Raw genomic sequence first — 12,968 nt, 5'->3', positions numbered from 1 at the left:
GTCGTACTTAGCTGATACAAAACAGTAAAAAGCGGTCGAAAGACCGCTTTTTTTATGCCCAAATTTTAAGATAGTTAGCCGATGATAGGCTGATCCTCTTGTGTATCGAAAGGGGCTTTTGAACGGCACGAGAAGTGCCGTAGGCCATCTTTCCCGCACTGTTTCACTTCATACATAGCGAAGTCTGCTTGCTTCAAGACTGCCGAAATAGATTTGGCTTGTTTGGGAAACTGACTGACACCGATACTTGCCGAGATTTGATGAAGCGCTCCGGCAAACATAAAGGGTTGAGCGAATACCTCAGTCAATAGGTCGGTAATGTCAGAGTGGGGGTGGTTAGCCTGACTATTTGTAGATGGCGAGCAAAGTTCAATAATCGCGAACTCATCACCACCCATTCGGGCAACGTGATAGGTATCGGAGTCCAAATGAGACAGCCGATGAGCAACCTTTTTCAGTAGCTCATCACCAGCATGGTGACCTAGGGTATCGTTAATAGGCTTAAAGCCGTCGAGATCAATTAGGTAGAAGGTAAAAGACTGATTAAGCCTCTCCAATGCATACAGTTTCTGGTTCAACCACAAGCGATTGTAGATGCCTGTCAAGCCGTCGTTCATCGCTAGTTTATGGTGGGAGCGCGATTCTCGAAGCAGTAAAAATGCCATTAGCCCACCCATCAATAACGTCGTGATGATTAGGTAGCGGATAATCATTTCAGTCTCGGTGATGGCCTGGATTCTATCTCCGAGATCGCCACTGGATAGCCGGAATTTGAAATTCAGGAAGATGATCAGATCTTCATAATCATCCCTGAAGGAAACAAGAAGTGGCTTTACGTTCTGGGTAGAAGGCAGCTCAAGTAGCATATTTTCAAGGCTTTTGACCTTTGTAAAGTGCAGGTTTATCTCGTCGAGCGTGCCCTTGAACTGGTCAAGATGCATAACCTGGCTGTTGTTGACTATAGTGTTGAATCGACTCCACAAAATTTCATATTGGATCATCATGTCATTGTGATCGCTTTGACCGAACTGGTAGTTCTGCAGTTGGAAAATGAACTCGGAATACTCCTTGGTGAGTTGAAGTACAAACCAGATGGCTTCATTTTGGCTTTTAGATACAATTTCAGAATTGTTCTTCAGGTAACTGACGGCAGATAAGGTACTGAACATCAATATGGGAGTGATGACATACAACACTCTTTTCATCAGCTTTTGTTTTGTGGTCATCAAACTGCTTTGAACCATAGACTATTCCGCTTGTATTGTTTCCAACTGCCAGACCATTTTCGCCAGGTACTTCATCTGTTTAAGCTCAGGATATTTGTCGATAGAAAAAACCAGCCAGTATGGGCCATAGTCACGGATCCTGAGGTACTGCCCATCTTTTTTGATCGCCACGACGGGATCGTATTTATCGATGTCGTTCCAGCTGACCGTCGCTGAATAGTCATTTAGCGCCCCCATTGTGATCTGGCTTGATTTAAGTTGATAGGTTTCGAGTAACGTTTTGAGTTTCACACCTTGGAACTCGGCCTGGCCTTTGAACCAAGGCAAGTGGGTTGTTAGGGTACTCTGCGGGAGTTGTTCAATTTGCGAGCGAGTGAGTATGACTTCGACAGGCTGTCCCGACGTATTTTTACCTTCCAAAGTAATGGTCGTTTCATAGGCCAATACAGCGTTAGAAACGGTACACAATAGCGTCAATGCTAGAAAACGAGCAAAAGTGAATGACAACCTAATGGACATCCTGAAACCTCATAATGGTTATCGAGTGTTACTAGAATTTTAAGTACATGTTTTCATATAGTGTAGATGTTAATCAATAAACAGTATGAATGATAGAGTTGAAATAACCTGCCTTTGAGGGATATTTCATTGGAAATGAGTTTATGTAATGGATTTCAATCGGTAATTTGTTGGTTTGTCTCCATGTGTAAGAGGGTTAGATCAAAATAAAAGTGGAAAAAACTTGAGCTCGATCTCCCAACTCACTAGAATCCCCTCTCAATTTTCATTCTCCAGAATGATTTCTGGGCTGAATGATGCTAATGGCTCAACGCCATGTCTGCCAGGGAACTCCCCTGTCTATATAACCCTTGGTTGTATCTAAGCGCTTCAATGCGCGACCTGAAAACAATCTGTGTTTAACCTTGTCATCCAGAGGTGCAAATTGGAAATTTTCAATTTCATTCTGGACAACTGGGAAATCATTGCGTCCCGTACTGCGGAACACCTGTCGCTAGTTAGCCTTGCTGTTGGCCTGGCTATTTTGATGGGGGTACCTGTGGGTATCGCGATTACCCAGAATCAGCGTGCAGCCAATATTGTGCTGTATGTTGCGTCCATCATTATTACGATTCCGTCTATTGCTTTGTTCGGAATCATGATCCCGGTACTGTCGGTCATTGGCCAGGGTATCGGTTATTTACCTGCGGTGATAGCAGTGTTGCTCTACTCTCAGCTGCCTATTATCCGAAACACTTACACCGCAATTAACAATGTCGATCCTGCTCTGCGTGAAGCGGCCAGAGGTATAGGCCTGACCAATATGCAGCGTTTGCGCTTGGTTGAAATTCCGTTGGCTATTCCTGTCATCATGGCCGGTGTGCGTACCGCTGTGGTGATGAATATCGGTGTAATGGCCATTGCCACTTACATTGGTGCCGGCGGTTTAGGGACGTTTATTGCCCGTGGCATTAGCCAGTCTGATCCCCGCCAGCTGATCGTGGGAGCATTGGCAGTAAGTTTGCTGGCCATTTTTGCCGATACCATCCTGGCAATGATCCAGAAGAAGTTCACGCCTAAGGGCGTTGTAGTTCACGGCTAACGTTTTACGATTTAAGAGGGTGTTTTCATGATCCAACTTGAGAACCTGACAAAAATTTTCGAAACACCACAAGGCGTGGTGACGGCTGCCGATCATATCAACATGGAAGTTCCGACCGGTGAAATCTGTGTGTTACTGGGTCCATCGGGTTGCGGTAAAACAACGACATTAAAAATGATCAACCGCCTGGTGACACCGACCTCGGGTAAGGTCTTCATCAATGGTGAAGATACCACGGGCATTGATACGGTGACCCTACGTCGCAACATCGGTTATGTGATCCAGCAGATTGGTCTGTTCCCGAACATGACCATCGAAGAGAATATCGCTCTGATCCCCAAGCTGATGGGCTGGGATCAAAAGCGCTGTACTAATCGCGCCAAAGAGTTGCTGGACATGGTTGCGCTTGACCCGAATGCTTTTATGAAGCGCTATCCAAATGAATTGTCGGGTGGTCAGCAGCAGCGTGTTGGTGTTGTGCGTGCGTTAGCCGCCGATGCGCCTGTCCTGTTGATGGATGAGCCGTTCGGTGCGATTGACCCAATCAACCGCGATGTGATTCAGGAAGAGTTCCTGAAGATGAACAAAGAGCTGCAGAAAACCATCATGTTCGTTTCCCACGATATTGATGAAGCAGTGAAAATGGCCAACAAAGTCGCGATATTCCGTGATGGTCAACTAGAGCAATACTCAAGCCCGGATCAGTTGTTAGCGCGCCCAGCAACAGACTTCGTTGCTGATTTTGTCGGAACCGACCGCACCTTGAAGCGTCTGCAGCTTTCTACCGCCGGTGAGGTAATGGAACGCCAGGTACCAAGGGTTGCCCCTGAGGATTCATTGGAAAAAGCCAAGCATCTGATGGAAGAGTATGGCCACGGCATGATCGTGATGGTCAACAAGCTGAACCAGCCAATTGGGGTGATCAACAAGTCGGTGGCAACAAGCCAACGTGGTCTGTGTGGTGAGCATTTTGATGGCCTACCGATCCTGATGAAGCCAGAGCAGGACCTACGAGCGGTGGTATCTAAGATGTTCGCCCATGATATCAGCTGGTTGGCTGTGGTTGATGAGCAAGGCTGCCTGTGTGGCGAGATTTCACAGCGTGGTATTACTCACCACCTGGGAGCCAGTTTCCGAACCAAGGGGTAAGAGATGAAGTCGATTAATCTGAGTCCTTACTTCAACGCGCTGATGTTCTTCACCGTCTTTATGGTGGGCATTTGGGCGCAATCGTCCGGCTTCGTTGACCAGTTTATTTTTTACTGGGACGAAATTGTGTACCTCTCTGGCCACCATATGAAGCTGACCCTGATCTCAGGCTCGATTGCCGTACTGGTTGGTGTGCCGCTGGGGGTACTGCTTAGCCGTCCGTCTTGTCGTCGTTATGCAGATATCTTTATGCAAATCTTCAATATCGGCACCACAGTACCGACATTGGCGGTACTGGCATTGGCGATGAGCTTTATGGGAATTGGTGATAAACCGGCGGTATTTGCGTTGGCGATAGCATCGGTCCTGCCTATTCTGCGTAACACCTATACAGGCTTGATCTCGGTGCCAGCTCACCTAAAAGAAGCAGCGACCGGTATTGGCCTAACGCCGTGGCAGCAATTGGTGAAAGTTGAATTACCCAATGCACTGTATGTGATTATGGCGGGTATTCGAACCGCGATTGCAATCAACATTGGTACCGTACCGCTGGCGTTTCAGATTGGCGGGACAGGTCTGGGCGAATTGATTTTTGCTGGTATCGATTTGTACGACACGCCGATGATGCTGGCCGGAGCGATCCCGACAGCGGTACTTGCCCTGATTGCCGACATCTTGCTTGGCATGCTTACCTTTGCGATTGTCAGCAAGGGTGTAAACCCGAACCGTAACTAAGGAGTCTGAGAGATGACGTTTATGACACGTATAATGGCTGCGGTTATGGTGCTGGCACTATCCCAATCGGCAGTGGCCGCCAAGCTGGTAGTCGGAGGTAAAGGTTTTACCGAGCAGTTAATCATGTCTTCGATGACAGCCCAGTACCTGCAAGGTCTAGGCTATGAAGTCGATCAGCGTGACGGTATGGGCTCTACAGTATTGCGTACCGCTCAGGAAAATGGACAAGTTGACCTGTACTGGGAATACACCGGGACCGGCCTGATCACTTATAACAAGGTGACCGAAAAGCTCAGTCCGGAAGAAACCTACAGCCGAGTCAAGGCGCTGGATGCGAAGAAAGGTCTAATTTGGCTTACACCATCAAAGGCAAACAACACCTATGCGCTGGCAATGCGCAAAAGGTTTGCCGAGGAAAAAGGCCTGAAAACCATTAGTGACATGATGGCCTGGCTTCAGACTGAAGACGGTAAAGATGCTTTGCTGGCGAGCAATATTGAGTTTTCTGCCCGTGCTGATGGCCTGAAGTCGCTGCTGGCGGCCTATCAGTTTGAGTTGCCACGCCGTAACCTGAAGAAAATGAACTCGGGTCTGGTCTATCAGGCGCTGGCGCAAGAGGTGGTTGATATCTCGATGGTGTTTGCGACCGATGGCCGGGTGAAAGCATTTAACTTTTATGTATTGGAAGATGACCGCAAACACTTCCCGAACTATGCGCTGACTCCGGTTGTTCGCAAAGACACACTGGAGGTCAATCCACAACTAGCAGACCAGTTGAACGCGCTTGGCAAGCTGATGAACGACGAAGTGATGGCGACACTCAATGCTCGAGTTGATGTTGACGGAGTCTCGATTGAGCGTGTCGCTCAAGACTTCCTGACCCAGAGCAAGTTGTTGTAGCGGTAATTTGGCAAGGAAAGGCCAGCCTGAGTGCTGGCCTTTTTATTAATAGATGAAATCATAATGATGAAAAATGAATTGAAAGTTGGTATCGCCCAGATTGCCCCGGTACTGGGTGACGTTGCAACCAACCTTGAGAAACACCTGAGCTATATCGAAAGGGCGCGTTCAGCAGGCGTTGAGTTGTTGCTCTTTCCTGAACTATCGTTAACTGGCTATAGCTTGCAGGAAAAAACGCTGGAAGTGGCGATGGCCACCGATGCTGCGTTATTGGATGAGTTGGCCGCTGCGGCGGGCGAGATGGCAGTTTGCTTTGGTTTCGTGGAAGAAGCTGCACCGGGTGAGTTTTACAACGCCCAGGGAATGGTAAAAAATGGCCAGCTGATCCACTTGCACCGTAAGCTCAACCTACCTAACTACGGTGGGCTGGAAGAAGCAAAATGGTACAGCAAAGGGCAGGATTTGGAACCTTGTGAGCCGTTCAAGGGCTGGCTGACGCATACCCTGATTTGTGCCGATCTGTGGAACCCGGCGCTGCCGCATTTGGCGATGCTGGACAAGCCTGCGTTGATGCTGGCACCGGTAAATTCTGCTGCAGATATTGTTTCTGATGAGTTTTCAAATCCGCAAGGGTGGAAAACCAACACCGACTTTATTTCGATGACTTACGGTGTACCGCTATTGATGGCTAATAGCTGTGCCCGTGAAGGAAATAGTCAGTTCTGGGGCGGTTCACGCATTATGGATGCATTCGGCAACTGTATTGCAGAAGCTGGTATGGAAGAGACTCTGATTTCTGGCGTTGTGACCTTGTCTGATACCCGTACTGCGCGCTTCCAACTGCCGACAATCCGTGATGCTGACAACAGACTGGTGTTGGATCTTCTGCACAAACGAATTGGTCGCTAGTCTACATTCGTTAGGCTCTCTTAGGTAATGGCAGCAGCTGGTTAGTGCCCGGTTGCGTGTCTTGATGGTTTCGACCAAGCCAATAACAGATGACTTGGAGCATTTTCTGTTTGTTAATTGGTTTGGTTAAAAAGTCATCCATACCAACAGACAGGCACTGTTGCCTGTCTGTATTACTAACATTTGCTGTCATAGCAACAATTGGAATCTGTTTTTTGATGTTGGCAAATCTGCGTATTTCACAACATGCATCGAAGCCATTCATTTCCGGCATTTGTAAATCCATCAATATCAATGCGAACCTTTTATTCCGGATAGCCTGAATGGCCTCTAAGCCATTATTGGCCGTATCAACCTGAAACCCGTGCCTTGCGAGTATTGTTTTAGCGATGAGTTGGTTTGAAGGACTATCTTCGACCAGTAATATCGGCAATGATTGCTGCTTTATGGTCGGGGTTATTGTGTTTTTCCTATCAGACTTCTGTTGTGTTTGTGGGAGGATTAACTTAAAGGAAAAGACGGAGCCTTCGCCGAGTGTACTCTGAACCTTTAGCTCGCTCCGCATTAAGGCGAGTAGTTTACTACTGATCGATAGCCCCATGCCTGCACCGCCATAGCGTCTGGAAAAAGAGGGATCACTTTGAACAAAAGGCTCGAGAATAGACTGCAATTTATCTTTCGCAATACCAATGCCGCTGTCTTCCAGTTTGAATGTTATTTCCGTGCTATCGCGATTTTCTTGACTGTTCAATGAGAGAGTAATACAACCTTTTTCGGTGAATTTAAGAGCATTACCTATTAAGTTAGTTAGTATTTGTGAGATTTTTCCTTTATCACCTATTAACTCTGTTTGACAGGATATGTCTGAATGAAGGGTGAGGGAGAGTTGTTTTTGTTCAGCCTCCGATGAAAATAGTGCGATAACATTTTCTGCTACCCTGACCGGAGAAAAGGGCTCGTCACTCAGTATCATTTTATTTGCGTCAAGCTTTGAATAATCCAATATATCGTTGAGTTGGCTGAGTAGTAGCTTGGCGGCACTTTGTGCAGTATTGGTTAATTGGATAGCCGTGCTTGACTGGATTTCATCTTTTAATATGTCCAGTGAGCCTAGGATAACATTCATAGGGGTTCGAATTTCATGGCTCATTGTCGCAATGAATTCTGTTTTGCTCCTATTGGCTTCCTCTGCTCGTTTTCGGGCTACTTCAAGTTGATGTTCTTTTTCTTTCTGCGCCAATAACACCTCGCGGAGTGTATTGACGGAACGGTTGAGTCGTTCCAGTTCTGATAGCTGCTCTGGAACTGGCTCAACGGATTGGGCAAGATTCTGAATAGATAATAATTTTCGGTTAATTTTGTCTATTGGAGAGAGCAGTAGATATTGCGTAAGGAAATAACTAAAGCAGCCAAGTAAGAGTAATGAAGTCGCGGAAAAGTAGCGCATCAGATCGACATGGTGATTGATTTCATTTAAGTACTTCTCTTTGCTTATAGCCAGGCGTATGAAGCCAAAGACTTCACCTTCAAGGCTTATGGTGCGCTGATACTGTGCGCTCAAGCCGTTACTTGCTCTTGGTGCTTCACCCCAACGTGCTAATAGTTTACCGGCTTCATTAGTGATTTGTACGTAAATAAGCTCCGGGCTGTGTGACGCTGCCTGTTCCAGTATTGTTTCTAGATGGGGGATATCTTCAGTTAGAACATTTTCAATGGTCGTTGAAGACAATGCGTTAAAATAATTCTCTAGCTGCAGGTCTACTTTTTCTTCCAAGTACGTTCTCTCGAATACTCGAACTATTTCCCCGGCTCCAAAGCTGAGAACCGAAGTAATCAGCGTGATCATCAGGGTATACTTTAGCCAGAGAGGAAAGGACGGGGTATAAGTAGCCATAGCTGGACCTATTCAGAGAAAAAGCGCTTATCGGCCATTGCGACACGGACTTTCTCATAATCACTGTCCGTGCCGGGAAGAAATCCATCTTTCTTGATGGCTTTTAATGCCTTCGGATCCTCCAGCTCGATTAAGCTGGTCGTTAAGCTTGTGACGACATCGGGTGCTAATGAGGAACTGGCAATCCAAGGCTTGGTGATGTTTTCGAAACTGGCGATGACTCTAAGCGGAGCACCGTTACGTATCAATTTCTTGAAAGTACTCTCTTTTAAAGCCCCTGCGTCATATTGCTCTGATGCGACGGCAGCACCCACTTTGTCGTGACGCCCCAAGTATTCGAATGAGTCTAATTCTTGAGCTGTGATGGAGTGATCAGCAAGATAGCTTTGTGATAAGTAGCGGCCAATGGTCGAGTTTTCATCGCCAAATGCAAATGACTTCCCAGTTAACTCTTTAGCCGATTGAATACTGCTATTTTTATGAACGCATATAACCCCATTAAAAGTCTTTCCTCCTTTGTTATTTTCAATGGCTAAGATCTTGATCTCCGGGTTCGATTGTTTAGCCAAAATGTAAGAACTTGGTCCAAACCGAGCGAAATCAACCTTACCTTCGACCAAATTTGCTAACCCCTGTTGATAGCTCTTTGAAATTTGCATCCTAATATGCACAGACTCTCCCAGTTTGGTTGTCATTTTAGCTTCTAGCGCATTGAGAACGGGACGAAACTGCTTGACCATGGCAGTTGCTTTATCTGACGTGTATACGCCAAAGGTTAACTGGATATCAGAGAGCGCAGGTAAGCTTATAAATGCAAAAGGAATTAACAAAAATCGAAGTATTCTCATGGCTGCTCTCCAATAATGATTAAACTTAAAAGAGAGCAATTAACAGGCCATGTTGTACTTACTGGTTACGAGCCCAAAGTATTAAATGTTTGTTGCTTTGGGCATAGCGAAGGGAACTAGGCTGTTGTCAGTTTGCTGGCAAAGCGATTAGTCTCGGTCTGCATTTACGATTTGTTCGTGCAGCCATTGCAATGGCTCACTGAATTCTGAATGCTGTGCCCATAGTAGTGAAGCTTTCCAGCTATCTTGTACGGTCTGATTAAATGCCAAAGCGATGCGTTGTAAGTTGCCATTGTTGAGGTCATGCTCAACCACAAAATTTGGCAGGAGTGTTACTCCCATTCCTTTTTTGCATAAGTGGAGTAGGGTATTGAGATCTTCGACATTCCAGCAATGTGAGGCGGTTTCAATTTCATCGAGCCCCATCATGTGGAGATCGGAGCATGGTAGCAAGAGTTTAGTATTACAAAAATCTGCAAATGTCAAGGTTGAGCCGTGAGACTCAATAAACTCGGGTGAGGCAACCCATACGGTATTGATGTGGAATGCTGTGGTAAAATCGAAGCCTTTTTTTTCATTAAGAGGGAAAAGGCCTAATACCATATCAAGTTGCTTATTCTTGAGTTGCTCTTTTAATGACTGACTGTTCTGTTGCTGCAAGGTAATTTCGATAGCAGGAAACTGCTTTGAAAAACGTAACAGCAAGTCCTGAATATGGGGGCCGCAAATTAATGGATCTATTCCGATATTAATATTGGTATCAGTAGCTGAAAGCAGTGCTGTTGAACGCTCAATGAAAATATCGTATTGGTTAATCATTGCTTTGGCGTTTTTATATACACGCTCGCCTTTTTGAGTCAGCGTCGGGTATTTCTTTGAACGGTTAAATAGTTGATAACCAAGATCAATTTCAAGATTTTGAATTGACTGGCTAACCGCCGCTTGTGTTTTGTTGATTTTTCTTCCAGCAGCACTGAATGAGCCAGTTTCAGCGGCCGCGATGAAAGAATTAATGTTTTCAAGCTGGATCTTCATTTGCCACTTCTTCTTCAAAGACAATATTGTAATGATTTCACAACCATGTATTTTTTGACTTGTTATTATGCTAATTGAACACTGATTCTGTATTCTTTTGCATAAACTAAATCCTTTGCAGGTATATGTCAAAGTGTTATATGACTATAAATTTGATGATAAGAATAAGCATCATAATGTATAAAATAGACTTATAGTATTCTCTATCTTATTGTTAGAAAGTTATAAAATACATTTATGTAATTAATTGTCTGATGGCAGCGTAATTGAACTACATATATTAATAACATGTGGTGATAGAAAATAAACGGGGCTATATGAGTGCAAGTTGTTATCAGTTAGTGTCCAGGCACAACCAATGAAAGAGTTGTGTATCATCTGGTTGATGGCCGCCACTTTTTTCATGGTTGAGTAAGATATAGACAGAATCTTTGAGGAAATTCTGCTGTTTCGTCTGAGTTGGTAGGTAAACGGATGGTTCTAATGAGGCTATGATGTACGAAAACCGCTCGGTACAGGAGCGGTTTTTGTAAATAGGGAGTAATCAGTACTAATTAAAGTAATATTTCTACACGGCGATTTGCTTTTCTACCGTCGCTGGTGGTGTTGTCTTTCAGTGGTTGCTCTTCGCCGTGGCTAATTACCTTGAGCTGAGTTTTGTCCACTCCCTTATCAACAAGGTAGTCAGAGGTGCTATCAGCGCGGCGTAATCCAAGTAGGGCATTGTACTTTTTGTTTCCAGTACTGTCTGTATGGCCATCAATGCGGATAATTTCCTTCTGGCTGAGCAACCGTGTTGTAATACCATCCAGAATTTGTCGTGATTCCGGTGTTAATGTATAGCGATCAAAATCAAAATAGACCCTTGCAATGAGTTCATCATTATCAGCTTCCGGTGCTTTATGCGCCGACATCAATTTGGTGGCATCAAGATATTCCATACAGCCTGTATCAATATCGACCTTGTTGGCAAGCTTGATAAGTCGAAGCTGAAGTTCGGGATCATGAATTTGCTTCTCGATTTTCAGATAGCCGTCACGGTGAAGGCCAATAGCAGTCACCTGATCAATTGATATTGACTGGCTGGTATTGTGGCTCGATTTGCCGCAGTATTTTACCAGCAAATCATTGAAGCCAGTTTGGGCATTCACGGCGGTTGAGGCTAAACATGTTATTAGTATCAGTAGATTTTTCATCATTGTTTTAGTTCTCTATAAACTAGTCTGTAAAGCGGTAGTGCAGTTTGGCTGTGCCATCTGTCTGGGCGCCTTTTTTGATCAACTCATTTATTTCATCAAGAAGTAAAGAAAGATTTTTTACATATTTAATGTCATTTTTAGGGTCTATCACACAGTTACTGTAACCTGTATTGTTGGGGTTGTAACCGATACCTAATACTCCGATATATAGCTCATTAAATTCGTTTCTAATGGTATTGCACATTCCATCTGCTACTAAAGTATTAAGGATTTTAGGTTTCGATTCTTCACCATCGGTAAGTATTAGTATCATTCTTTTACGGTTATCACTTTCTTTGCTATTATGTTTTTTGTCAACTATCCCTTCTTTCATTATTTGAGCTGAACGTATTATGCTCTGATAAGCAGAAGTCCTTCCTCTTGGTTCCATTTCCTTAAGGTCGGTAAGAAATTTTTCTTTATTATCCGTTAATGGAACTGTCCAAAAGTTACCTTTGCATAGATCTGAAAAACGTTTATTTTCTGCATTTGAACGGAAATGTAATTTGTTTTTCAGGACTTTGTTATCAAAAAGAAACTTTATACTATTGGTGTAGTGAATATAGTTAAAATTTTCTACCCCTCCCCATACTGCTCTTCTTGCAGATTGGTTTTCTTTATGACTATTGCTGTAATTAGTACATTTACTTTCGTCTGAAGCGCACTCATATGTGTATTCAGGTGATTGTTCTGCCCAATAATACCAATTAACTTGTTCGTATGTGGTCGATGAAAGCCCAGAATCATAGTCATTTCTGTATGCTAGCTGTGTGGCACAAACACGCTCTGTACCTATCTTTTCTTGTGTTCTGTCACTAAATGGGACAATAGCAACTCTATTCTTCACTGTATCTTCATTCTTTGCTGGAGCATTCTCTAATAAATTTTCTGTTATTGTATTGATTGCTTTTTTTAGTCTTTTTATTCGGTCTCTTCGCATTGAGCCTGAAAAATCAGCTGCAAATACAATATCTAGATATATATCCCCCGCTATCTCAGGATAATTCCTCGCCACTGCCTGGTTGGCAATCGTTTCAGTCGGTGAAAAGCTTGGGATCAAGGTGTTCGAAAACCAGGAGTTATGACTGGTTTTTGCCGTGACTTTGTATTGGGTATAGTTTTTTTCAATGTTCCCTTCTGAAGAAGGGATAATTGTTTGGCCTTCTTTGCTAGTTACTTCTAATTGGCTGATATTCTTGATATCGCGCACATATGACTGAATATATTTTTCAGCAAGATCTTTTTCATAAGACGAGGTATTGCCATGGTTTGCCATCGTCACCGCAAGAGCGGCAGCCTCGGCACCGTCGGCAAGTCGATTCTGCTTCTGAATATAGCGCGTTCCTTCCAGAGCAAGAAATATTGCGCCAAAAAGCGGAATAAGCAATAAGGCCATGTAGATTCCAGCAGCGCCGCGTTGTTTACGCATCATTA

The 12,968-nt window shown here is 44.4% G+C and carries 12 protein-coding genes; 5 read left to right on the top strand and 7 right to left on the bottom strand.

Annotated elements, in window-relative coordinates; translation table 11 throughout:
* Positions 1–74: 74 nt before the first annotated feature.
* Both MD588_RS01305 and MD588_RS01300 read right to left on the bottom strand, forming a co-directional pair.
* On the bottom strand, positions 75–1,226 hold the full coding sequence (locus MD588_RS01305; RefSeq protein WP_265694957.1) for a GGDEF domain-containing protein: 1,152 nt from the start codon (positions 1,224–1,226) through the stop codon (positions 75–77).
* Positions 1,227–1,247: 21 nt separating this feature from the next.
* Positions 1,248–1,745, bottom strand: coding sequence for a molybdopterin-dependent oxidoreductase (locus MD588_RS01300; protein WP_265694956.1), 498 nt, complete (start codon positions 1,743–1,745; stop codon positions 1,248–1,250).
* A gap of 424 nt (positions 1,746–2,169) precedes the next feature.
* Here MD588_RS01300 and MD588_RS01295 point away from each other — a divergent pair, with 424 nt between their 5' ends.
* From MD588_RS01295 to MD588_RS01275, 5 genes are all read left to right on the top strand, one after another.
* Positions 2,170–2,826 carry an ABC transporter permease gene (locus tag MD588_RS01295; protein ID WP_265694955.1) on the top strand — a complete coding sequence of 219 codons (657 nt, stop codon included), beginning with the start codon at positions 2,170–2,172 and terminating at the stop codon, positions 2,824–2,826.
* Between the two features lie 27 nt (positions 2,827–2,853).
* Positions 2,854–3,975 carry an ABC transporter ATP-binding protein gene (locus MD588_RS01290; RefSeq protein WP_265694954.1) on the top strand — a complete coding sequence of 374 codons (1,122 nt, stop codon included), beginning with the start codon at positions 2,854–2,856 and terminating at the stop codon, positions 3,973–3,975.
* Positions 3,976–3,978: 3 nt separating this feature from the next.
* Positions 3,979–4,710 carry an ABC transporter permease gene (locus tag MD588_RS01285; protein ID WP_265694953.1) on the top strand — a complete coding sequence of 244 codons (732 nt, stop codon included), beginning with the start codon at positions 3,979–3,981 and terminating at the stop codon, positions 4,708–4,710.
* A 12-nt stretch (positions 4,711–4,722) separates the two neighbouring features.
* Complete coding sequence (locus tag MD588_RS01280) at positions 4,723–5,610, top strand: glycine betaine ABC transporter substrate-binding protein (protein ID WP_265694952.1); 888 nt, start codon at positions 4,723–4,725, stop codon at positions 5,608–5,610.
* A 63-nt stretch (positions 5,611–5,673) separates the two neighbouring features.
* Positions 5,674–6,519, top strand: a complete 846-nt coding sequence (locus MD588_RS01275) for a nitrilase-related carbon-nitrogen hydrolase (RefSeq protein ID WP_265694951.1) — start codon at positions 5,674–5,676, stop codon at positions 6,517–6,519.
* Positions 6,520–6,529: 10 nt separating this feature from the next.
* On the opposite strand, the gene MD588_RS01270 is transcribed toward MD588_RS01275, so the two are convergent.
* From MD588_RS01270 to MD588_RS01250, 5 genes are all read right to left on the bottom strand, one after another.
* Positions 6,530–8,365, bottom strand: coding sequence for a response regulator (locus MD588_RS01270; RefSeq protein ID WP_265694950.1), 1,836 nt, complete (start codon positions 8,363–8,365; stop codon positions 6,530–6,532).
* 56 nt (positions 8,366–8,421) lie between these two features.
* Positions 8,422–9,261 (bottom strand): PhnD/SsuA/transferrin family substrate-binding protein, encoded by an 840-nt coding sequence (locus tag MD588_RS01265; RefSeq protein WP_265694949.1) that lies wholly within the window; start codon positions 9,259–9,261, stop codon positions 8,422–8,424.
* 147 nt (positions 9,262–9,408) lie between these two features.
* Positions 9,409–10,296, bottom strand: a complete 888-nt coding sequence (locus MD588_RS01260; protein WP_265694948.1) for a LysR family transcriptional regulator — start codon at positions 10,294–10,296, stop codon at positions 9,409–9,411.
* A gap of 554 nt (positions 10,297–10,850) precedes the next feature.
* Positions 10,851–11,495, bottom strand: a complete 645-nt coding sequence (locus MD588_RS01255) for an OmpA family protein (RefSeq protein WP_265694947.1) — start codon at positions 11,493–11,495, stop codon at positions 10,851–10,853.
* 19 nt (positions 11,496–11,514) lie between these two features.
* The gene (locus tag MD588_RS01250) at positions 11,515–12,966 is read right to left on the bottom strand and encodes a VWA domain-containing protein (protein ID WP_265694946.1); all 1,452 of its coding nucleotides are present in this window, start codon (positions 12,964–12,966) and stop codon (positions 11,515–11,517) included.
* Between the last annotated feature and the right edge of the window lie 2 nt (positions 12,967–12,968).

The organism is Photobacterium obscurum (assembly GCF_026191635.1).
Classification (GTDB): Bacteria; Pseudomonadota; Gammaproteobacteria; order Enterobacterales; family Vibrionaceae; genus Photobacterium; species Photobacterium obscurum.
Note: the sequence above shows the minus strand (reverse complement) of the source record. Positions and strands in the feature narration are given on the sequence as shown.